The following is a 21,421-nucleotide window of genomic DNA, read 5'->3' as shown; positions in this document are numbered from 1 at the left end:
CGCCCACCCCGGGAAAGCCCCCGTCCGTGCTGTCTCTTCTCAAGCGGTACCGCCGCTTCCTCCTCGTGGCCGCCCTCCTGTTGTATCCGCTCGGCGCCTTCCTGCTGGGCGGCCGGCGTGGCCGCGACCCGAACTTCCTCGACCGGGGCGTCATCGCGCTCACGGCCCCCGTGCAGCAGGGGCTCACCGCCGGCATCGACGGCGCCGTGGCCGCGGTGCGCAACTACCTGGACCTGCGCGGCGTGCGTCAGGACAATGACGCGCTGCGGCTGGAGAACCTCCAGCTGCGGGCGACGGTGCAGGCCCTGGGCGAGGCCCGCTCGGAGAACAGCCGGCTGCGCAAGCTGCTGGCGTACGCGGAGGCCGCCCCCGGCCCGGAGATTCCGGCGCGGGTCGTGGGCGTGAACCCGGTGGCGAAGCTCCTGTCGGTGCGGATCAGCAGCGGGGAGAAGGACGGGGTGTTCCGGGGCATGTCGGTGGTGACGCCGGACGGCATCGTGGGGCAGGTCATCCGGTCCACGGGCGGCTACGCGGACGTGGCGCTGGTGACGGATCCGCAGAGCCGGGTGGCGGTGCGGGTGCAGCGCTCGCGGGCACGCGGCACTGCGGCGGGCGCGGGCAATGGCCCCCTGACGCTGGAGAACATGCTGCGCACCGAGGACGTGGAGGACGGCGACCTCATCATCACCTCCGGCACGGACGGCATCTATCCGCCGGGGCTGGTGGTGGGGCGGGTGACGCAGCTGGAGAAGAAGGAGCACGGCATGTTCCAGGGGGCGGACATCCAGCCCGCGGTGGACACCAGCCGGTTGGAGGAGGTGCTCGTGGTGGGCAGCCCGTACAGCGCGATGGCCTCGGGTGGGGCGTCGGCGGAAGGCGCGCAGAAATGAAGTTCCTTGTCACCATCATCCTGGCGCTGGTGCTGCTCACGCTGGAGTCCGTGTTCGTCCAGCAGGCCGGGCTGGTGCTGGGCCGCGTGGACGTCACGGTGGTGCTGGTGGCCTTCCTCGCGCTCCGGGCGAGCCTCACGGAAGGGGCGTGCTCCGCCTTCGCGGTGGGCTACCTCCTGGACCTGATGAGCGGCCAGCCCACGGGCCTCTTCACCTTCCTCGCCGTGTTCACGTTCCTCGTGGGCCGGCTGGTCGCGTCGTTCGTGGACGTGCGCGGGCCGGTGGCCTTCGCGCTGTTCGCCATGGGCGCGGACCTGGGGCACGGCCTCCTGTCCACGTTCTTCACCTGGCTGACGGTGAAGGACGGCCACACGGCGCCGCTGCTCTCCGGCATGCCGGTGCAGCTGGCGCTCACGGGCGTGGCGGCGCTGCTGCTCTTCCCGCTGTTCAAGCGGTTTGAAGTGGCGCAGGAGCGCCCGGCGGGGTTGCTCCGTTGACGCCTCCGACCATTGGCAACACCACGCCGGGCCGGGACCTGAAGCGCCGCTTCCTGTGGCTGGGCCTGGCCATGTCGCTGGGCATGGTGGCGCTGGCCATCCAGCTGTACCGGCTGCAGCTCATCCGTCATGAGGAGTACGCCGCCAAGAGCGTGGCGAACTTCGTGAAGGAGGTGCGCCTGCGCGCGGACCGCGGCGTCATCAAGGACGCGCGCGGCACCATCCTGGTGGACAGCCGTCCCTCCTTCGACGCCTTCGTCACGCCGGCCTTCTGCACGGACTGCTTCGAGCAGGTGATTCCGCGCCTGGCGGAGCTGCTCCAGTGGGACGCGGACCAGCGCAAGAAGATTGAAGACCTGGTGCGGATGAGCCGCCGCAACGCGCCCTTCCAGCCGGTGCCGGTGCGCGTGGACCTCACGCGCGATGAATACGACCGGCTCAACGCCCGGCGCGACATCCTGGACGGCGTGGAGGTGGTGCCCGTTCCGCACCGCAACTACCGCGCGGACACGGTGCTGTCGCACGTGCTGGGCTACATGAACGAAATCACCCAGGAGGAGCTGGAGCGCCTCAACGGGGACGGCGCGAAGTACGCGCTGGGCGACTACATCGGCCGGCGCGGCCTGGAGCGGTACTTCGAATCCAAGCTGCGCGGGCAGGACGGCGTGCGCAAGGAAGTGGTGAACGCGCGCGGCCAGACGATTGAAGAGCTCAACGACAAGCTGGGGGAGAACGCGGTCATCCCGCCCACGGCGGGCAGCAACCTGGTGCTCTCCATCGACATGCGCCTGCAGGAAGAGGCGGAGCGCTCGTTCCCGGGCGTGACGGGCGCGGTGGTGGCCATCGACGTGAACACCGGCTTCATCAAGGCGCTGGTGTCCCGTCCCGGCTTCGACCCGAATCTCCTGACCGGCCGCGTGACGCCGACCCAGATGGCCACGCTGGCGCGCGACCCGCTCCACCCGATGATCAACCGCGTGGCCGCGGAGCACTACAGCCCGGGCTCCACGTTCAAGGTCGTGACGCAGCTGGCGGCCTTCAAGTCCGGCGTGTTCCGTCCGGAGACGGTGGTGAACTGCTCCGGCGGCTACCGGCTGGGCGCGCGCGTGTGGCGCTGCCACAAGGACAGCGGCCACGGGCCCCTGGACGGCAAGGGCGCCATGAAGGCGTCGTGCGACTCGTGGTTCTACAAGGTGGCGGACACCATCGGCCTGGACCCCATCGCGGAGATGGGCAAGTCGCTGGGCCTGGGCCGCCCCACCGGCATCGGCGTGGTGGCGGAGGTGCCGGGCATCATGCCGTCCAGCGCGTACCACGACAAAGCCTCTCCCGGCGGCTACACCAAGGGCATGGCGCTCAACAGCGCCATCGGGCAGGGCGACGACAACGTGACGCCCCTGCAGCTGGCGCTGGTGTACGCGGCCGTGGCCAACGGCGGGAAGCTCTACAAGCCGCAGATGGTGCAGCGGCTGGAGAACCTGGACGGGCAGGTGATGGAGGAGTTCAAGCCGGAGGTGGTGTCCAAGGTGGACATCAACCCCGCGCACCTCAGGGCCATCGTGGAGGGCCTGGAGGCGGTGGCGCAGGAGCCCGGCGGCACCGCGTACCGTGCCCGGCAGAAGTCGGGCCTGCCCGCGGACATGCTGGTGGCGGCGAAGACGGGCACCGCGCAGGTGGCGCGCATCGGCACGGTGCGTCTGAAGACGCACCAGATGAGCTACTTCGAGCGCGACCACGCGTGGTTCGCCGGCTTCGCGCCCGCCGACAAGCCGGAGCTGGCCGTGGTGGTGCTCAACGAGCACGGCGGCCACGGCGGCGTGGACGCGGCGCCCACGGCGCTGGCGGTGATGAAGAAGTACTTCGAATTGAAGGCGCAGGACGCCACGTCGCCGCCGCCGCGCGCCAACCAGCCCTACACGCCGTCCTTGCCGCCGGCGCCCAGCCTGGATGAAGCGGCCCTCACCCGCACGGTGGTGGCACCGCCGCGCGAGAACCTGCCGGGAGAGCCCATCCAGCCGCCCTCGGAAACCGGAGACGACAGTGCAACTGCGGATTGAGCGCCGGATGATGCCCCACGTGCCGTGGGGGCTCGTCGTGTGCGTGCTGGGCGTGTGCTTCCTGGGCATCTGGAACCTGGCGTCCGCCGCCCGGCCCCCCATGGCGCCCGTGTGGCACAGCCAGGGGCTCTACCTGGCCGTGGGCCTGGGCGCGGTGCTGATGGTGTGCCTGGTGGACTACCGCTGGATCCAGCGGATGGCCTTCCCCATCTACGTGCTCAACATCCTGGCGCTGCTGGCGCTGCGGCTGGTGGGGCACACGGCGAAGGGCGCGGAGAGCTGGTTCGTCATCGGCCCGTTCCGCCTGCAGCCCGCGGAGTTCATGAAGATTGGCGTCGTGCTGATGCTGGCCAAGGTCTACCACGACGACTTCCAGCCCAATCAGCCGTCGTACGGCATCGTGCGGCTGTGGAAGCCGGTGCTGGTGGTGATGGTGCCCTTCACGCTGGTGCTGGTGCAGCCGGACCTGGGCACCGCGCTGATGATCTTCCTGTCCTCCGGCACCGTCATCCTCTTCGGCAAGGTGCGCTGGTACCTGGGCGCCACGCTGGTGGCGGGCCTGCTGGTGGGCGGCCTCATCATCTGGAACGACTACGTCCGGGAGATGCCCGAGCCGCGCACCACCGTCGTGCGCCACTACCTCAAGAAGCACCAGAGCCAGCGCATCTCCGGATGGCTGGACCCGGAGGCGGACCTGCGCGGCAGCGGCTACCACGCCGCCCAGTCCAAGATCGCCGTGGGCTCCGGCGGGCTCACCGGCAAGGGCTGGCGTGAGGGAACCCAGACAGGCCTGCGCTTCCTGCCGGAACAGCACACGGATTTCATCTTCTCCGTGTGGGCCGAGGAGCACGGCTTCTTCTCCTGTCTCCTGTTGCTCCTGCTCTACGGAGGCATCTTCATTCTCGGGCTGGGCGTGGGCTTCAGCGCGCGCGACCGTTTTGGAGCGTTCGTCGCGGTGGGGGTGGTGGCCACACTTTTCTGGCAGGTGTTCGAAAACATCGGCATGGTCATTGGCCTGTTGCCGGTGACGGGCATCACGCTGCCCCTCATGAGCTACGGCGGCTCCTCGATGCTGTCGGTGATGTTGTGCATCGGGCTGCTGGTGAACATCAGCATGCGCCGTCACATGTTCTGACGGCCGGAGGCTTCCGATGGCGGTGCAGAGGAAGGGTGCGACGACGGTGAAGGCCGGCACGGCGGTCCGCGGGCCGGAGGGCACGGAGACACCCCGGCCGTTCGTTCCGCCGGTGGGGGCCTCACGCAACGTGCCCACGTCCATGCCCGGTGGCGCGCCCCGCATCGAGATGAACCAGGGGGAGCCGGAGCACCGGCACTTCCCGCGCGCGCAGCTGGCCACGCACTTCGACCTCTGGGTGGATGACGGCGCGGGCGGGCGGCGCTTCTCCGCCAACCTGGTGTCCGTCAACGTGAGCGTCAGCGGCGCCTTCCTCGCGAGCACCTTCTTCCTGCCCATGGGCACGGTGGTGCGCACGCGCTTCGCGCTGGAGGAGGGGGCGGCCCCCGTGGAGGCCCGCGCGGAGATCGTCCGCGAGGAGCGCGGCCCGGAAGAGGAGGGCCGCAGCGGGTTCGCCCTGCGCTTCCTGGACTTCTCAGGTCAAACGGAGGTGGCGCTCGCCCGGCTCTTCCTGGGCATGCGCCTGCGTGCCTTCACGGAGGACTACCTCAAGTCCGCGCGCGCCCGCTCCCTGCCCAATGAGCTGGAGCGGGTCATCGACGTGATGGCGGCCTGGGAGCTGCTCAAGGCCACCACGCCCGGAGACCCCTGGCGCGGCGAGTAGGCCTCCGGTGCGCGGCCCTCAGGCCGGCTTGCCGGTGGCGATCTGCCTGCGGCGCTCGGCCTGGTAGTGCGCGGAACACAGGCCCTTGGAGCGCTGCTCGCGGGTGCAGCCATTCACCGTGCAGCGGCGGTCCATGGGCACCGGCCCACCCGCCACCGTCTTCGGGGGACGGCCGCGGCGGCGTCCCGCCATCACCGCGCCGTTGCCCGGCGACGCCGCGACAGCGCCCATGCCCGGCATCCCCGTGTTCAGCGCGCGCAGCATTCCGCGGCCGATCGCATCACCCAGCGCCTCCGCCCACGACGTCAGGGCAGGGGTCAGCGGTGCTTGCGTAGTCAATTCTTTGCGAAGGCGTGCCATGAAAACTCCTGTTGAAACTCGCCAATCAAGACAGGCGTGTACTCATGACTTCTGTCTGGTGTGGCGAACTCTGTCAACAAGACATGTTGGGGTCGTGTTTGACTCGTAATGTAATTTCAATGTCTGTTGAACAAAACATGACGGGAGGATCGTCCAGTCGTGCCGGGCGGGCGTTTGTCTCAAGTACAGAGAAACGTCTGCGTCGGAGGGCGGCCGGCCCCCGGTAAGTGAAAGCCCTTACCGTTGCGGTGAGTTGTCTTTCTACAGACATATCGAATCCGGAGCCCTGTTATGTCCGGGTGTCTGGTTGAGGGCCCCAGACGCAGCGTCCCCTCTCACCGGGGCGCGAACCCTGGCAATGAAGGCCAGGCGCGTCATGGGTGGGAGGGGACGGAGGGACGGCCACAAGGCGGGCCTGTCACCGGGAACACGGGCGCTCAGAGATTCTTCCGCACGACCTCTTCAATGCGCGCCTTCGGCACCGCGCCGACAATCTGGTCCACGACCTTGCCGCCCTTGAAGAGCAGCAGGGTGGGGATGGAGCGGACGCCGTACTTCTGGGGCGCCTCCTGGTTCGCGTCGATGTCCAGCTTCGCGAACGTCACCTGCCCCTTGTACTGGGAGGACAGCGCCTCCACGGAGGGCGCGATGGCGCGGCAGGGCGCGCACCACGTGGCCCAGAAGTCCACGAGCACGAGTTGTTGCGCATCCAGGACCTGCTTCTGGAAGTCCGAATCACCGATGTTGATCACGTCGCCAGCCATGTCGTCTCCTGGTGTCACGCTGCTTGGGTGGGGCGCATCCCGGGGCCCCGTGCCTGGAGGGAATCCTCCGGCGCGGGGAGGCCGGGCCGCCTCGTGGGAACGGATGCCGCATTCCGCCGGGGGTTGCACCCCATTTCCAGGCCCGCTCCGGCGGGAGGCTGGTGTAGGCTGGAAGACGTGACGAAGCTCTTCCTGTCCCAGGCCCAGCTCGAGGAGTGGGCGCTGGCGGACAAAGCAGACCTGCGCGAGGGCCGCCTGGTGGTCTCCGCCGACGGAGGGAGCGACTGGCCGCTCACGCCCGCCGTCCACGTCGTGCAGCTGGTGTCGGGTGAGGACACCCATCAGCTGGTGTCACGGGTGAAGACCGAGGAGCAGCTCGGCCGCCTGGGCGCCGAACAGATGGCCGACTCCATCCTGGTGGGGGACTCCGCCTACGAAGTCGTTCCAGGCTATGTGACGGAGGTGGGCTCGCCCTCCCCCGAGCGCAAGCCCAATTCGGAGACCGACCTGCTGGCGGCCTTCATTCTCAATAAAATGGGCTGAGGCAGGAGTGAATGCCTCCTCGGCCGGGGTTATGAGCCTGCCGCCATGAGCCATACGCTCGTCTCGCTTGCCTGCCACGCCTACGGCCTGGCCGCGCTCGTCTACCTCGCCTTCCTGGTCCGCCAGTCCCAGGTGCTCGCCGTCACCGGCCGGGTGCTGGTGGGCACGGGCCTGCTGATGCATTGCGTTGCCCTCATCCAGATGCTGGGGGCTCAGGGGGGCCGGTTGGTGGGCCCCGCGCAGGGCATGTCCACCTTCGCCTTCCTGCTGCTGGCGCTGTTCCTGGCGCTGGACGTGCGCTACCGCAAGCCCGTCATCGGCGCGTTCCTCACGCCGCTGGCGGTGGCGGTGCTGCTCATCGGCATGCTGCTGCACGGTGGGTCCACGCCGCTGCCGGACGCCGTGCGCCAGCCGCTGCTGCCGGTGCATGTCACCATCGCGCTCCTGGGCATGACGGCCTTCGGCGTGGCGGCCGGAGTGGGGGTCATGTACCTGCTGATGGAGCGAGAGGTGAAGACCAAGCACTTCGGGCTGCTCTTCTCCCGGCTGCCGTCCCTGGAGTTCCTGGACACGCTCAACCGGCGGCTCGTGCTGTGGGGCTTCATCGCCCTGTCGCTCACGCTGGCGACCGGGGCCCTGTTCACCACCACGTTGCGCGGCCTCTCCTGGGCGCTCGAAGCCAAGCACGTGGCGACGTTCGTCGCCTGGGGCGTCTTCGCCGCGCTCGTCAACGCGCGCATCTTCGCTGGCTGGAGAGGCCGGCGGGTGGCATTGCTCACCATGGCCGGCTTCTGCCTGGTGCTGGTCTCCTTCCTGTCGTCCTACGACCTGTCCGCCGCTGGCCCGGGGATGCCGTAGCCATGGAACTCATCTGCATTGGCGTGTCACACCGCACCGCGCCCCTGGGCGTCCGCGAGCGGTTGGCATTGCCCGAAGCCCGGCAGACGGAAGTGTTGCAGCGCCTGGCACAGGCGCCTGTCGAAGCGCTCTGGGTGTCCACGTGCAACCGCGTGGAGGTGTACCTGGCGGCCCCCAGCGCGGAGCTGGCGCGGGAGCGCGCGCGGGAGACGCTGCACTCGCTGGGAGGCGCGGAGGCGCTGGAGCACCTGTACGAGCACCAGGGCGAGGCGGCGCTCGTCCACCTGTTCCGCGTGGCGTCCAGCCTGGACTCCATGGTGCTGGGCGAGGCGCAGATCCTGGGTCAGGTGAAGGACGCCTTCGAGCGGGGCCAGGGCGCGGGCGCGGTGCGCGGGGAGCTGACGCGCGCGTGCGCGGCGGCGTTCGGCTGCGCCAAGCGCGTGCGCACGGAGACGGCGGTGGGGCGCGCGGCGACGTCCATGGCGTCCGCGGCCGTGCAGCTGGCCAGCAAGGTGTTCGACGGGCTCAAGGACAAGACGGTGCTGGTGGTGGGCGCCGGAGAGATGGGCGAATTGGCGGCGCGGCACCTGAAGAACGCGGGCGCCGGGAAGCTCATCGTGACCAACCGCACCCTGGCCCGCGCGGAAGGACTGGTGGCGGAGGTGGGCGGGGTGGCGCGGCCCTTCGAGGAACTCTTCACGCTGCTTGCCGCCGCGGACGTGGTGGTGACGAGCACCGCGTCGCCGGTGCCCATCTTCACGCGCGACAACGTGGGCGCGCTGGGCAAGGCGCGCAAGGGACGGCCGCTGTTCATGGTGGACCTGGCGGTGCCGCGCGACATCGACCCGGCGGTGGGCACGCTGGACTGGGTGCACGCGTACGACGTGGACGACATCCAGAAGTTCGTCGCGGACAACACCGCCGCGCGCGCGGAAGAGGCGCACAAGGCGGGCGGGCTGGTGGCGCAGGAGGTGGCGCGCTTCGCCCGGGAGCGCGCGCTGCGCGACGGGATGCCCGTGCTGGCCCGCCTGCGTCAGCGCGCGGAGGCCATTGCCCGCGCGGAGGTGGAGCGCACGCTCATGGGCCTGGGCGACGGCCTCACCGACAAGCAGAAGAAGAGCATCGAGGCCATGGGACGCGCCATCGTGAACAAGCTGCTGCATGAGCCCACCGCGCGCCTGCGCGCCGTGGGGCCCCAGGGTGAAGGCAACCGGCTGGCGGGCGCCGCGGCGGAGCTGTTCGGCCTCACGGAGGCGGAGGCCGCCGCCATCGCGCCTCCGGACGGGGACGCCGTGTCCACGACGGAAGCGCGCAACACGGTGGTGGCCACCGGGAGCCGGCGATGAAGGCCGTTCGCATCGCGACGCGGGAGAGCCCGCTGGCGCTGTGGCAGGCGAATCACGTGGCTTCGCTGCTCACCCAGCGCAACCCCGGCCTGGAGGTCACCCTGGTGAAGATGACCACCGAGGGCGACCGCTTCCTGTCCGCGCCGCTGTCCCAGGTGGGCGGCAAGGGCCTGTTCGTGAAGGAGATCGAGCAGGCCCTGCTCGACGGCCGCGCGGACGTGGCCGTGCACAGCCTCAAGGACATGACGTCGGTGTTCCCGGAAGGGCTGATGCTGGCGGCGGTGCCGGCGCGTGAAGACCCGCGCGACGCGTTCTGCAGCCCGGATGGGCACACGCTGGCGATGCTGCCCGCGGGCGCGAAGGTGGGCACGTCGTCGCTGCGGCGCAGCTGCATCCTGCGCGCGCGCCGTCCGGACCTGGAGATCGTCTCCCTGCGCGGCAACGTGCAGACGCGGCTGCAGAAGACGCGCGACCTGAAGCTCGCGGGCGCCATGCTCGCGGCGGCGGGGCTCAAGCGCCTGGGCCTGGACCACCACATCACCCAGGTGGTGCCGGTGGCGGACAGCCTGCCGGCGGTGGGGCAGGGCGTGCTGGCCATCCAGTGCCGCGAGGCGGACGCGGACGTGCGCGCGCTGCTCGCGCCCCTGGAGGACGCCCTCACGCGCGACGCCGTGCGCGCCGAGCGCGCCTTCCTGGCGAAGCTGGAGGGCGGCTGCACGGTGCCGCTGGCCGGCCACGCCACGGTGGAGGACGGCCAGGTGTACCTGCGCGGCCTGGTGGGCCGGCCCGACGGTTCGCTGGTGGTGCGGGGCGAGGTGAAGGGCCCCGTACCGGAAGCGGAGCGGCTGGGGGAAGCGCTCGCGGAGGAGCTGCTGTCGCGCGGGGCGGGAGACATCCTGCGCGATTTCGGCCGCCGCGAAGGTGCGCCGCGCGCCTAGAGTGCCGGCCGTGGAACGGCGACTGGAAGGCATCCGAGTCTTGGTGACGCGCCCCCGTGAGCGGGCCGAGGAGCTGTGCTTCCTCCTGGAGGACGAGGGCGCGGACGTGCTCAGCCTGCCGCTCCTGGAGCTGCACCCGCCGGAGGACCCGCGTCCGCTCGCGTCCGCGGCGGAGCACGTGCAGCGCTACCACTGGGTGGTGTTCGCCAGCCCCTCCGCCGTGGAGTCCTTCGTGGAGGCCCTGCGGCTCGCGGGCACGTTGGACAGGCTGTCCCGCGTGAAGCTGGCCGCCGTGGGGCCGCGCACCGCCCGGGCCGTGGAGGGCTATGGCCTGAAGGTGGAGGCCGAACCCCACGAGGGCACCGGCGCGGCGCTCTTCACCGCGCTGCGCGACGTGCTGGGGCCGGACGACGACGTGCTCCTGCCGGCGGCGGAGGAGGGACGGCGCGAGCTGGAGGACGGCCTGCGCGACCTGGGCGTGCGCGTCACGCGCGTGACGGCCTACCGCAGCGCCGCCGCCGCCGTCGAACCGGAGGCCCTGGCGCAGCTGTCCGAGGCCCCGCCCCAGGTGGTCCTCTTCGCCTCGCCGCGCACCGCGGAGGCCTTCGTGGAGGGCGTGGGCCGTGAGCCGCTGTCGTCCGCGAAGGTGGTCGCCATCGGCCCCACCACGGCGACGGCGCTGACGCAGCTGGGCATCCCCGTGGCCGCCGTCGCCGAGCGCCCCACGCCCGAAGCGCTGGTGGATGCCACCGTCCGCGCGGTTCACGGGTAGACTGTCCGCCCGGTGACGTCCGGGCGCCAGGCAGGCGCCCCGTGCGGACGTGACGTGACGAGGTGCGGGTGATGATTCGTGGGTCGCAGCGGAGTGTCTTCCTCCTTGGACTGCTGGCGCTGGCCGCGACAGCGCATGCCCAGACGCAGGAGGACTACCAGTTCCTGGATCACTGGGTGCTCAACAACAGCCAGGACCCGTTCCCGTACTACCTGGACGCGCGCAACAACCAGCCGGCGGGCAATGACCTGACCCTGGTGGAAGACGCGGTGAAGAAGGCCTTCCAGGCCTGGCAGGACGTGGACTGCGCGTGGCCGGCCTTCTCGTACAAGGGCAAGTCCACCATCGTCCCCATCCCGGACGTGAACGACCGGCTGGACGGCTTCAGCGTCGCCGCCATCTGGGTCACGGACCCGAACAGCACCGAGTTCAAGGACGTGCTCAACGCCGGCGACAGCGTGGCGGCCGCGGTGCCGCTGCGCCACAGCGGCTACGTCTACCAGTGCGACATCTTCCTCAACGCCGTGAGCTACAAGTTCACGACGCTCTCCCCCACGCCCGCGGGCTTCATCGACATCCAGACGGCGGTGACGCGCGAGGTGGGCCACTGCCTGGGCCTGGGCAGCACGTTCTTCTACACGGACGCGGTGATGTACTTCTCGCTGGACCCCGGCCAGCAGCGGCGCACCCTGACGTCCTATGACAAGGGCGCGCTCTGCAAGCACTACCCGCAGACGGGCGCGGTGGGCTCGCCGTGTGACACCACCGCGTGCGGCGCGGGGCTCACCTGCGTCACCACCCGGTCCACCACCAGCGGCGCCACGCAGAAGATCTGCTCCAAGGCCTGCCCCACCGGCACGCCGGGCTTCTGCCCCGCGCCCTACCAGTGCATCGCGTCCACCCTGGTCCCCGGCGCGCAGTCCGCGTGTCTGCCGGAGCCCTTCGGCACCGGCACCAAGGTGGGCAACCCCTGCGCTGACGCCACCACGTGCGGTGCGCCGGATTCGCGCTGCCTCACGGACGCGGACAAGACCACCGCCTTCCCGGCGTGGACGAAGGGCTACTGCACGGAGTCCTGCATCGCCAACGCGGACTGCCCCACCGGCTCCACCTGCGCGACGGTGGGCTCCGTGGGCAAGCGCTGTCTGAAGGACTGCCGCCCGGGCAAGGGCGACTGTCGCGAGGGCTATACCTGCACCACGCTGCCGGAGAACGGGGGCGACGTGTGCGTCGCCGACTGCGCCACCAGCAGCGACTGCGGCGGCAACTACGCCTGCCGCTCGTGCGACCACGCCTGCGTGGCCCAGAAGACGGGCACGCGCAACGTCGGCGACCCGTGCCTCCAGGATTCGGAGTGCGGCACCAACCAGCAGTGCCTGAAGCTCAACGGCAACCCGCAGGGCGTGTGCGCGGAGCCGTGCTCGGTGTCCACCTGCACGTGCAGCCCCGGCAACACCTGCCGCCCGGCGGGCACCGGCGATGACCGCTTCTGCTTCCGCGACTGCGGCGCGGGCACCTGCTCCTCGCCGCTCCAGTGCGTGCCGTTCGCGGAAGGGACCGCTTGCATCGCCCCCTGCCGCACCAACCAGGACTGCCCCAATGGCCTGTTCTGCGGCAATGGCGGCAAGTGCGAGGACCCCTACGCGCAGACGGACGGCGGCACCTGCGCCCTGTGCGGCGATGGCGGCACGCCGCCGCCCCCGCCGGTGGACGGCGGCACGGGAGGCTCGACGAACGATCCCGGCGGCTGCGGCTGCCAGAGCGCCCCCACGTCCGCGGCATTCCTGGTGGGCCTGGGCGTGTTGCTCCTGGCCACCCGCAGAAGGAGGAACGGTTGACCCAGGCGGCTCCCCCCGGAAGCAGCGGCCCCTCGCGCAGCGCCACGGACTTCACCCTGGGCTTCCTGCTGGAAGCCCTGGTGGCCCAGCGCCTGCTGACCCCCCAGCAGGCGCAGGAGGTGCTGGCGCGAGAGCCCGCCGCGCGCGCTCGCGTCATCAAGACGCAGGGCGGAACGGGAAAGGACGCCGCCCGCTATGACGTGTCGCCCGTGGAGGTGGTGGCGGCCTTCCAGATTCCCGCGCCGGGAGGGCGGGGCGTGCTGGACGAGGACCGCGTCACGGAGGCCGCCGCGCGCGCCTCCGGGCTGGCCTACCGCAAGCTGGATCCGCTGAAGATGGACATGGCGCTGGCCACCCGCACGGTGTCCCGGCCCTACGCGCAGAAGCACGTGCTGCTGCCCCTGGAGCGCACCGAACAGGGGCGGCTGCGCGTGGCGGTGGCCAACCCCTTCGACCGCGAGCTCTTCGAGTCCTTCCACCGCCTCACCGGCGAGCCGGTGGAGCCCGTGCTGTCCGCGAAGACGGACATCCTGCGCTCCATCGCGGACATCTACGGCTTCAAGAAGACGCTGGCGAAGGCCGCGGACGACTTCAGCGACTCGCAATCGCAGATCGCCAACTTCGAGCAGCTGGTGTCGCTCAGCGGCACGCAGGAGCTGGAGGCGTCGGACCGGCCGGTGGTGCAGGCGGTGGACTACCTCCTGCGCTACGCCTTCGACAACCGCGCGTCGGACATCCACATCGAACCCAAGCGGGCCACCGCCGTGGTGCGCCTGCGCATCGACGGCGTGCTGCACCCGGTGTACTCGCTGCCCGCGCAGGTGCACCCGCCCATCGTGTCGCGCGTGAAGATGCTGGCGCGCATCGACATCTCCGAGAAGCGCCGCCCCCAGGACGGCCGCATCAAGACGGAGCGCGACGGCCGCGAGGTGGAGCTTCGCGTCTCCACGCTGCCCACCGCCTTCGGCGAGAAGGTCGTCATCCGCATCTTCGACCCGGAGACGCTGGTGCAGGACATCGCCCAGCTGGGGTTCGAACCGGACGAGAAGGGCCACTTCGAGTCGTGGATCGATCAACCCCACGGCCTCATCCTGGTGACGGGCCCCACGGGCAGCGGCAAGACGACGACGCTCTACTCCGCGCTCAAGGCGGTGGCGGGGCCGGACGTCAACGTCACCACGATTGAAGACCCCATCGAAATGGTCTGGGACACCTTCAACCAGGTGCAGGTGCAGCCCAAGGTGGGCCTGGATTTCGCGGGGGCGCTGCGCCACATCCTGCGCCAGGACCCGGACGTCATCATGGTGGGTGAAATCCGGGACGCGGAGACGGCGGAGAACGCGCTCCAGGCCGCGCTCACCGGCCACCTGGTGCTCTCCACGCTGCACACCAACGACGCGCTGGGCGCGGTGGCGCGCATGAAGGACCTGGGCGTGCCGGCCTTCCTCCTGGCGCAGAGCCTCCTGGGCGTCATGGCCCAGCGCCTCCTGCGCCGCGTCTGCGTGCACTGCGCGGAAGAAGCGGTGCTCACGCCGGACGAGCTGCTGGCCCTCCAGGCCCCCCTGCCGCTGTTGCCCGGCGGTGTGAAGCTGTCCAAGGGGGCGGGGTGCGTGCGCTGCCGGGGCACCGGCTTCTCCGGCCGCACCGGCGTCTTCGAAATCGTCTCCACCACCCGTGAGGTGCGCGAGCTCATCGCCCGCGAGGCGCCCTACGAGCAGTTGGTGCAGGCCGCGCGCAAGAGCGGCATGCGCACGCTGCGCGAGGCCGCCGTGCGCAAGCTGGCGCAGGGCCTCACCGCCTTCGACGAGGTGGTGCGGATGACGTCCGCCTTCTGAAAACACGAAGGGCCCGCCGTGTGGAAACGGCGGGCCCCGCGGGTGACAGCCAGAAGGGCAGGGCGGCCTAGAAGCGCGCCTGCAGCAGCGTGTTGAAGCCCAGCGCGTGCGGCTTCTCGAAGTTCGGCTGCGCGATGCCCGTCACGTCGTCCTCGAACGTGGTCCGGTTGGTGTCGTACGTGTAGTAGACCTCGCCGACGGCCGCGACCGTCTCCGACAGGTCCCACCGGAAGGTGGCCTTGGCGGACCAGATGAGCTCCGCCTCGCAGGCACCGGAGCCGCCGCAGGTGCTGGGCAGGATGCTCAGCTGGTTGGCGTCACGCACCACCACCGTGCGCGTCCCGGTGAGGGCGGGGGGCGGGTTGCTGCCACCCACGAGCGGCACCGGGCTTCGGAAGGAGGCCGGCTGCTGCGCGCCGAAGATGAAGCCCGGCGTCAGGTGCAGGCTCGCGATGTTGTAGTCCACGCCCAGCGCGCCGAAGACTTCCGGCTTCAGGACCGTGCCCGTGGGGAAGTCCTGGAACGGGGGGAAACCCGGCACGTCGAACTGGATGAAGGACAGGCTGCGCACCAGCGCCAGCGCGTTGAAGCGGAACCGGTTGAGCTTCGCGCGGCCCTGGAAGGCGAGCGCCACGGCGCCCTGGGGCTTGGTGGCGCCGAACTTGTCCGGGTCCTGCAGGGTCTGCGTGAGGTAGCTGCCCTCCAGGGAGAGGGAGTACGACAGGCCGCCCGGGTACTGCTCCGGCGCGAAGAAGCGCTGGTAGATTTCCGGGTCGTTCTTGTAGAGCCGGAAGTCCACGCTCGTGCCCACCGGCACGCCCACGTGGTAGACGACCTGGCCGGACACACCGGCCGCGTTGACGCCCGCCTCGATGGACTGGTTCGCCAGGCCCGGGACGATGCCCTTCTGGAAGTAGCCGCCGCCCGCTTCCACGCGCAGCGTCTCCAGGATGTCCCAGCCCGCGCCGGCCATCACGCCGTAGAGCGTCTCCTGCTCCAGGATGAGGTCGTTGAGCACCAGCGCCGTCTTGCCGCCCAGGTACGCGTACCAGCGGTCGCGCGTCAGCTGCAGCTTGGCGCCCGGCACACCGGCCGCGCCGGCGCGGTTGGTGAAGATGGGGCTGCCGCCCCAGGAGATGCGGTACGCGTAGCCCAGACGGAAGCGGTCCGCGGACACCGGGAAGCCGGTGAGCGAAAGGCCTTCCTTCTCACCCCAGCCGGGCGGCTGGTAGTTCAGGCGCACGTAGCTGGAGTTGTCGAGGATGTCGACACCACCGGACGGACGCTCGAGCACCAGCAGCGTGAGGGCCGCCTCCGTGGTGAGGCCCTCGAAGAACGCCGGCATGCGCTTGTAGAGCACGACGTTCGACAGCGACTCGAAGCCGGAGAACTTGGTGTTGAAGTTGTCGTAGAACTGCGTGTTCTGGTTGCCCGCGCCAAAGCGCGCGTTGGGGCTGTTGGGAGTCGTCTCTCCCGCGCCCGCCAGCACGTTGTCGTCCGCGAAGACGAACGACAAACGTGTGTCCACGAAGTCCCCGGCCCAAGCGGGCGCGGAAAGGGTAGTCAGGCCCGCCAGGGCCAGCGTCTGCAACGTTTTCAATGTCCCTCCAGGAAGCGGTCCGGGGGAGACCGCTCCTCCCAGCGCCCCGGCTTACCGCCGGGTGCGCTCAATGCGACTGCTCAAAGGTGAATGGCGACTACGGGCACGGCTTGATGGGCTTCGGGCACTCCATCCCGGGCCCGGGGTAGCAGCACAGGTCGTCCTGGTCTCTCGGCAGGACGTTCCAGCGCGGACGCGCGGGACCCACGTGCTTCAGGTGGCCCACGACGTCGAAGGTGGCCGCGCGCAGCTGACGGCACTGGAGCGCCTTCGCCGCGTCAGGGTCGTTCTCGCTGCAGTCCGGGTTCAGGTCCGGCACCGCGTCCTTGATCTGCAGGCTGATGCGCGAGCGCGTGTCCGGCGCGACCTTGCAGCTGGCGTTGGCCGTGGCGGCGGCGTCGCGCACCAGCGCGACCGTCACCTCGGAGCCCTTCAGGGTGTACTCGTAGCGGGTGTTCGCGGGGATGAGCGTGCCCGTCTGGTCCACCGTGACGGTGTCGTCGCCGAAGCGCGCGCGCACCGGCTGGTTGCAGAGGATGTTCAGCCGGTAGCCCTGGGGCAGCGACTTCGACGGGCGCACGGACGTGGTGCCCGCCGTGACGCTCATGATGCGGCCGGGGACGGACTCGTCCATGCCCGCGGAGGCGGGGCCCGTGGCGTTCATCTCCACCACGAACTGGCCGAAGTTCGTGTACGTCGTCTTCTCCGCGCAGATGGTGCCGGCGTACTCGCCGATGCCCAGCGTGCAGTCGATGACGCACTGGCGCTCCGGCAGGTCCGGATCATCCGGCGGCTCCGCGAAGCAGTTCTGCCAGCTGCGCGTCGCGCTGGGGCCCACCGGGCAGAACATGGGCATGTCGTTGTTGCCGTTGGCGTCGCAGTTGCGGAAGACCTTGGGGAACTTCACCCGGCGCAGCTTCACCAGCGACGACTCCAGGCTCTCCATCTTGTAGTTCTTGTAGCTGTAGCCACACAGGATGTCGTCCAGGTACGGCGAGTTGCTGTAGCCGCACAGCCGGCCGTTCACCTCCACCGGCGGCACCTGGTCCAGGTACTTGTTCCACTCGCTCTGGGGCAGCAGGCGCACGTTCTCGCGCAGCGTCCACGCGGGGAAGCTCATCTGCGTGGTGTTGGTGAACTCGGCCACCGTGCCGGACAGCGTCCAGAGCAGGTCGCCGGAGTCCAGCCCTTCCGGGAAGGAGTAGTTGTAGATGTAGATGCTGTTGAAGCGGCCGGGGTTGTAGCCGTCCGGCTCCGCGGTCTGGATGTTCGCGCCGGGGACGCTCTTCTCCAGCACGCGGCAGGCCGTCATGTCCGTGACGTAGAAGCCGCTGGAGTCCGTGCCCGTCACCAGCAGCATCATCTGCTTGCCGTTGTTGGGGTCGGACGGGTCGCAATTCTGCGTCAGCGGCTCGCCGGCCTCCGGGTTGCGGCCCACGCGCATGAACTGCTTGATGTAGACGCTCGTCTCCGAGCCGCCTTCCGGCATGTTGATGGTGGCCAGCGCGGGCTCCTCGAACCGGATGCCCGAGGACAGGCCCGTCGCGTACGTGCGGACCGCGGGCTCCTGGGGCAGCTGGGACAGGTCGCCCACGACGCCGCCGTCCGCGTAGTCCAGCTCCAGGTCCTGGTCCTGCACCCAGACGTGCGTCTCGCCGTAGAGGTGGGCCACGCGCACGCTGCCGGTGCCCTTGCCGTTGGTCAGCTGCGTCCAGCGCTTGCCGTAGTCACCGGTGAGGTCGCCCGGGATGACCCGGAAGGACACCGGCCCGTTGAAGGACGTCATCTCCCCGCCGCTGCCGTCCAGCGCGGTGATGGACAACGTGATGTCCACGTCCGAGCGGGGCAGGGTGTAGGGGCAGTCCGTCGTGCCGCGCACCGCGGGCGGCACCGCCGCCTGGTCGTTGCCGTACTTCGCGGCGCACGCGTTCACCACCGGCAGCAGCGCGCCGGGTGAGTCCCCGGTGGTGATGCCGGTCACCTCCACGCGGAACGAGCTGAGCCCGGTGGGCGTCTCGGACTCCTTCGTGTAGCAGCCGGCCGCGAGGGCCAGCGTGGACAGCAGGAAGAGTCGCTTCATTACTTCACCCTCCGCCCGATGCGGCCATCCTCGATGGCGCTCGCGATGGGCATGGCTGTGGGCTTCTCACAGAACGACCGCAGCTGGTTCGTCACGGTGCCGCAGGTGGGGTTGCCGCCCACCAGCAGGTCGCGGCAGGTGCAGCGGCCGGTGTAGGGCCCCTGCGGCAGCGCGCACTGCGCCAGCGCCGCGTCCTTCGTCATGTCCGGCAGGCCGCACTTGGCCATGGCCTTCTGCTGCTCCGCGGCGTCCGCGGGCACCTTGAGCAGGTCCAGGCAGGAGCAGCTGCCCACCTTGTTGTTCAGCGCGTCCTCGAAGGTCTTGGACACCTTGCAGGAGTTCAGCGTCTTCTCATCCACCGTCCACTGGCCGTTGACGAGCGAGCCGCAGCGCGTGCCGTTGCTGGACGTCTCCTTGCCCTCGAGCAGGTCCTTGCAGCTGCAGAAGCCCTGCATGTAGCCGATGAGCGAGTCGCGCAGGCTGATGCCCGTCTCGATGCGCGTGGTGTTGCGCTTGAGCACCGCGAAGCCGGAGCCGCCCTTGGCGATGTAGTCGTTCACCGCGACCTTGTACGTGCCGTTGGTGTCCAGCGGCTTGCCGTTGATCTGGATGTCGATGCCCGGGTGCGCCCAGCAGCGCGAACCGCTGGTGTCCTCCAGGCACGTCCACGGCGCGTGGCCCTCGCGGTCCGCCTGGGGGCAGTCCTTGGCCACCGTCGCCGGGGTGCACGCGATGCGCAGGTCGTTGAGCTGCACCTGGGCGCAGTCCATGGTGAAGCGGGCGCCGGAGATCTGCGCCTGGCTCACGCACCCGCGCTCCGCGGAGCGCTCGGTGACGAAGTCGAACATCTCCTGCATCTCCACGCCGGACAGGTACATGATGTTGATGGTGTTCTCGAACGGGAACACGTTGAACATCGCCTCCTGCGTGACGACGCCCGCGTAGAGGTTGTCGCGGATGCCCAGGGAGTTGGTGAGCGCCATCTCCGCCTCCACGCGGTTGCGCTTGCGCATGGAGTCCGCGGCGATGTTGCCCAGGGGCGAGTCACCGCCGTTGGAGTTGTTGCGCCGCTGCACGTCGGTGGGGGCGTAGGAGAAGATGGAGGTGAGCTGCAGCTTCACGTCCATGCCCAGCAGGTACGGGATGAGCATGTCCGTCGTCTCCGCGTCCTCCTGACGGCCGCACTCCGCGATGGCCTCGCGCACGCCCGGCGCCTGGATGAACTTGCCCGGATCCCAGAAGATGTTGTCGTCGAAGCGGTACTTGCGCATCGCCTCGTTGCACCAGAGGGCGTCCACCGGGAACGCGTGGTAGTCCTGGCTGATGACCTCGGCGCCCTCGCCTTCACCCAGGCGCGCCGGCATCTTCACGACCAGCTCCAGCCGGCCCACGTACTTGGCGAACGCGCCCGAGTGCGACAGCACGACCTTGCGGCCGGCGGGGTCCGTCACGAGCTGCGGCGGGTTGAGCACCACGTGCAGGTGGCCGCCCAGCACCACGTCCATGCCGCTGACGCCCGCGATGTGCACGCGCACCACCGACTTGTCGTTGCCTTCCGGCCCGAACCACTCCAGCACCTTCCACTGGTCGTGGGCGCGCTCGATGAAGGGCTTCGCGCGGCCGTACTCATAGTAGGCCTCGTAGCCCTGGATGAGATCCTGGTCCTCGGTGAGGCCCAGGTGGCTGACGATGACAATGAGGTCCGTCACCGGGCGCAGCAGCTCCACGTAGGAGCGCGCGGCCTCGTTCTGCTCCAGCGGGGTGACCTGCAGGCTGTTGCCACCCTCCACGATGGAGTTGAGCGAGGAGATGTTCGCCATGCCGATGACGCCCACCCGCAGGCCCTTGATCACCTTGATGGTGTAGGGGTTGGTCACCATGGCGGTGCCGTTGGTGCCCGTCGTCTTCGGGTCGTCCCAGAAGTAGTTGGCGGCCAGGAGCGGGAAGTTGGCGAAGTTGCGCGCCTTCTGGGTGAAGTTGAGCGCGCCGGCGTCGAACTCGTGGTTGCCCACCACGGCGGCGTCCAGGTGCTGCTCGGAGAGGAAGCGGAACTCCGCCTCGCCCGTGTTCACGTTGAAGATGGGCGCGCCCTGGAAGCAGTCACCTGAGTCCAGGTGCAGGATGCGGTCGCCCTTCTTGCGCTCGCGCTTGAGGATGGACGCGATGCGCGTGGCGCCGCCGAAGGGACCGGCCTCCGGGATGAGCTCCAGGTCCTGGTCCGTCTTCAGCGGTGTGAAGTCGTAGGGGATGAGGCGCGAGTGGATGTCAGAGGTATGAAGGAGGGTAAGCCGCACCTCCTGACCCTCGAGGTGGTAGTCCTGGCCTTCCAGCACAGGCATGCACGAGGCGAGAGCCAGGGCACAGGCGCAGAAGAGGCCGAGCAGTGCGCGACACATTCGTGACGGATCCGTGATTCGTAGGGAGTGACGACTTGAGGACGGCGCAACCTACGGGATCAAAGGTGCACGGGCAAGCAACGCCACCCGTGGCACCTCCACCTACCAGGGTACCAGGAGAGCAGGCAGACATGCGTCCCAGCAGTTCCAATGTGACTGACATCGAGATCATCGAGGATTTCTCCGCCACGGCGCGTTGTGACGAGGGCTTCCTCCGGGTGCGCCGGCTGCGCTGCCGCAACCGGCGCGCGGACGGTTCCTCCTCTTCCGTGTACCGGGTGGATGTGGTGGACCGTCCCCGGTTGGATGCGGTGTCGGTGCTCATCTACCGCCGTGCGTCGGATGGAAACGTGGAAGTCCTGACGCGGATGAACCTGCGCCCCGCGGCGTACTTCCGCCGCGAGCAGACCGCGTCCATGACGGTGCCTGACACGGTGAGCTATCTGCGCGTGGAGGAGATCGTCGCGGGCCTGCTGGAGCCGTCCGACAAGGGCGAGGAGGGCCTTCGCCGCCGCGCGGCGGAGGAGGTGAAGGAGGAGGCGGGCTACACGGTGCGGCCGGAGGACATCCAGCTGTTGGGCGGCGCGTTCTTCCTCGCACCGGGCATCCTGTCGGAGAAGGTCTTCCCGGCCGCGGTGGACGTCACCGGCGTGGAGCCGGGCGAGGTGGAGGGGGACGGCTCTCCCCTGGAGGAGGGCATCCACCTGCAGTGGCGGCCGCTCTCCGCGGTGCTGGACGCGTGCCGGCGCGGGGACATCGCGGACGCGAAGACGGAGGTGTCCCTCACGCGGCTGCTCGCCCGGCTCGCTTGAGCGGCTTGCTGTTTCCGGGGTGAGAAGGGACGGGGT

General features: G+C 69.7%; 18 protein-coding genes. 13 read left to right on the top strand and 5 right to left on the bottom strand.

Annotated elements, in window-relative coordinates; all coding sequences use genetic code 11:
• The first annotated feature begins 26 nt into the window (after window positions 1–26).
• The 5 genes from mreC to D7W79_RS18895 are packed head-to-tail and all read left to right on the top strand — an operon-like array spanning window position 27 to window position 5,243.
• Window positions 27–890 carry a rod shape-determining protein MreC gene (gene mreC, locus D7W79_RS18915; RefSeq protein ID WP_120526782.1) on the top strand — a complete coding sequence of 288 codons (864 nt, stop codon included), beginning with the start codon at window positions 27–29 and terminating at the stop codon, window positions 888–890.
• Window positions 887–1,387 carry a hypothetical protein gene (locus D7W79_RS18910; RefSeq protein ID WP_120526781.1) on the top strand — a complete coding sequence of 167 codons (501 nt, stop codon included), beginning with the start codon at window positions 887–889 and terminating at the stop codon, window positions 1,385–1,387. The genes mreC and D7W79_RS18910 overlap by 4 nt, the downstream gene beginning before the upstream one ends.
• Window positions 1,384–3,444 (top strand): penicillin-binding protein 2, encoded by a 2,061-nt coding sequence (gene mrdA, locus D7W79_RS18905; protein WP_120526780.1) that lies wholly within the window; start codon window positions 1,384–1,386, stop codon window positions 3,442–3,444. The genes D7W79_RS18910 and mrdA overlap by 4 nt, the downstream gene beginning before the upstream one ends.
• Before the next feature lie 7 nt (window positions 3,445–3,451).
• Entirely contained in the window at window positions 3,452–4,579 is a 1,128-nt protein-coding gene (gene rodA, locus D7W79_RS18900) for a rod shape-determining protein RodA (protein ID WP_171433227.1), read from the top strand.
• Between the two features lie 22 nt (window positions 4,580–4,601).
• Complete coding sequence (locus D7W79_RS18895) at window positions 4,602–5,243, top strand: PilZ domain-containing protein (protein ID WP_439099212.1); 642 nt, start codon at window positions 4,602–4,604, stop codon at window positions 5,241–5,243.
• Between the two features lie 18 nt (window positions 5,244–5,261).
• On the opposite strand, the gene D7W79_RS18890 is transcribed toward D7W79_RS18895, so the two are convergent.
• Both D7W79_RS18890 and trxA read right to left on the bottom strand, forming a co-directional pair.
• On the bottom strand, window positions 5,262–5,603 hold the full coding sequence (locus D7W79_RS18890; RefSeq protein WP_120526777.1) for a hypothetical protein: 342 nt from the start codon (window positions 5,601–5,603) through the stop codon (window positions 5,262–5,264).
• Window positions 5,604–6,040: 437 nt separating this feature from the next.
• Complete coding sequence (gene trxA, locus D7W79_RS18885) at window positions 6,041–6,367, bottom strand: thioredoxin (RefSeq protein ID WP_120526776.1); 327 nt, start codon at window positions 6,365–6,367, stop codon at window positions 6,041–6,043.
• 177 nt (window positions 6,368–6,544) lie between these two features.
• Here trxA and D7W79_RS18880 point away from each other — a divergent pair, with 177 nt between their 5' ends.
• The 7 genes from D7W79_RS18880 to D7W79_RS18850 all read left to right on the top strand — a co-directional run bounded on the left by D7W79_RS18880 (window position 6,545) and on the right by D7W79_RS18850 (window position 14,497).
• A complete protein-coding gene (locus D7W79_RS18880; RefSeq protein ID WP_244221842.1) occupies window positions 6,545–6,910 on the top strand; it encodes a hypothetical protein in 366 nt (121 codons plus the stop codon).
• 45 nt (window positions 6,911–6,955) lie between these two features.
• Window positions 6,956–7,768: a cytochrome C assembly family protein gene (locus D7W79_RS18875; RefSeq protein ID WP_120526774.1), complete on the top strand. Its 813-nt coding sequence runs from the start codon at window positions 6,956–6,958 to the stop codon at window positions 7,766–7,768.
• Between the two features lie 2 nt (window positions 7,769–7,770).
• Window positions 7,771–9,114, top strand: a complete 1,344-nt coding sequence (hemA, locus tag D7W79_RS18870; RefSeq protein WP_120526773.1) for a glutamyl-tRNA reductase — start codon at window positions 7,771–7,773, stop codon at window positions 9,112–9,114.
• The gene (hemC, locus tag D7W79_RS18865; protein WP_120526772.1) at window positions 9,111–10,052 is read left to right on the top strand and encodes a hydroxymethylbilane synthase; all 942 of its coding nucleotides are present in this window, start codon (window positions 9,111–9,113) and stop codon (window positions 10,050–10,052) included. Before hemA ends, hemC begins: the two co-directional genes overlap by 4 nt.
• A gap of 10 nt (window positions 10,053–10,062) precedes the next feature.
• Window positions 10,063–10,824: a uroporphyrinogen-III synthase gene (locus tag D7W79_RS18860; protein WP_120526783.1), complete on the top strand. Its 762-nt coding sequence runs from the start codon at window positions 10,063–10,065 to the stop codon at window positions 10,822–10,824.
• Between the two features lie 71 nt (window positions 10,825–10,895).
• Window positions 10,896–12,662: an MYXO-CTERM sorting domain-containing protein gene (locus D7W79_RS18855; protein WP_120526771.1), complete on the top strand. Its 1,767-nt coding sequence runs from the start codon at window positions 10,896–10,898 to the stop codon at window positions 12,660–12,662.
• Entirely contained in the window at window positions 12,659–14,497 is a 1,839-nt protein-coding gene (locus tag D7W79_RS18850) for a GspE/PulE family protein (RefSeq protein ID WP_120526770.1), read from the top strand. The genes D7W79_RS18855 and D7W79_RS18850 overlap by 4 nt, the downstream gene beginning before the upstream one ends.
• Before the next feature lie 67 nt (window positions 14,498–14,564).
• Here D7W79_RS18850 and D7W79_RS18845 read toward each other — a convergent pair whose 3' ends face one another.
• The 3 genes from D7W79_RS18845 to D7W79_RS18835 form a co-directional block, all read right to left on the bottom strand.
• Entirely contained in the window at window positions 14,565–16,097 is a 1,533-nt protein-coding gene (locus tag D7W79_RS18845; RefSeq protein ID WP_171433212.1) for a hypothetical protein, read from the bottom strand.
• Between the two features lie 97 nt (window positions 16,098–16,194).
• A complete protein-coding gene (locus tag D7W79_RS18840) occupies window positions 16,195–18,177 on the bottom strand; it encodes a single stranded DNA-binding domain-containing protein (protein WP_120526768.1) in 1,983 nt (660 codons plus the stop codon).
• On the bottom strand, window positions 18,177–20,516 hold the full coding sequence (locus tag D7W79_RS18835; RefSeq protein WP_276375367.1) for a bifunctional metallophosphatase/5'-nucleotidase: 2,340 nt from the start codon (window positions 20,514–20,516) through the stop codon (window positions 18,177–18,179). Before D7W79_RS18835 ends, D7W79_RS18840 begins: the two co-directional genes overlap by 1 nt.
• A 188-nt stretch (window positions 20,517–20,704) precedes the next feature.
• Here D7W79_RS18835 and D7W79_RS18830 point away from each other — a divergent pair, with 188 nt between their 5' ends.
• Window positions 20,705–21,385 carry an NUDIX hydrolase gene (locus D7W79_RS18830; protein WP_120526766.1) on the top strand — a complete coding sequence of 227 codons (681 nt, stop codon included), beginning with the start codon at window positions 20,705–20,707 and terminating at the stop codon, window positions 21,383–21,385.
• The last annotated feature ends 36 nt before the right edge of the window (window positions 21,386–21,421 follow it).

It is taken from the genome of Corallococcus exercitus (genome assembly GCF_003611585.1).
Classification (GTDB): domain Bacteria; phylum Myxococcota; class Myxococcia; order Myxococcales; family Myxococcaceae; genus Corallococcus; species Corallococcus exercitus.
This window is presented reverse-complemented; position numbering and strand designations above follow the sequence as displayed.

Excerpts from the sequence above, each read along its gene's own strand:
- D7W79_RS18875 (WP_120526774.1), top strand. The coding sequence starts at position 6,956 with ATGAGCCATACGCTCGTCTCGCTTGCCTGCCACGCCTACGGCCTGGCC.
- D7W79_RS18910 (WP_120526781.1), top strand. The coding sequence starts at position 887 with ATGAAGTTCCTTGTCACCATCATCCTGGCGCTGGTGCTGCTCACGCTG.
- hemA (WP_120526773.1), top strand. The coding sequence starts at position 7,771 with ATGGAACTCATCTGCATTGGCGTGTCACACCGCACCGCGCCCCTGGGC.
- D7W79_RS18890 (WP_120526777.1), bottom strand. The coding sequence starts at position 5,603 with ATGGCACGCCTTCGCAAAGAATTGACTACGCAAGCACCGCTGACCCCT.
- D7W79_RS18855 (WP_120526771.1), top strand. The coding sequence starts at position 10,896 with ATGATTCGTGGGTCGCAGCGGAGTGTCTTCCTCCTTGGACTGCTGGCG.
- rodA (WP_171433227.1), top strand. The coding sequence starts at position 3,452 with ATGATGCCCCACGTGCCGTGGGGGCTCGTCGTGTGCGTGCTGGGCGTG.
- D7W79_RS18830 (WP_120526766.1), top strand. The coding sequence starts at position 20,705 with ATGCGTCCCAGCAGTTCCAATGTGACTGACATCGAGATCATCGAGGAT.
- D7W79_RS18835 (WP_276375367.1), bottom strand. The coding sequence starts at position 20,516 with ATGCCTGTGCTGGAAGGCCAGGACTACCACCTCGAGGGTCAGGAGGTG.
- D7W79_RS18840 (WP_120526768.1), bottom strand. The coding sequence starts at position 18,177 with ATGAAGCGACTCTTCCTGCTGTCCACGCTGGCCCTCGCGGCCGGCTGC.
- trxA (WP_120526776.1), bottom strand. The coding sequence starts at position 6,367 with ATGGCTGGCGACGTGATCAACATCGGTGATTCGGACTTCCAGAAGCAG.
- hemC (WP_120526772.1), top strand. The coding sequence starts at position 9,111 with ATGAAGGCCGTTCGCATCGCGACGCGGGAGAGCCCGCTGGCGCTGTGG.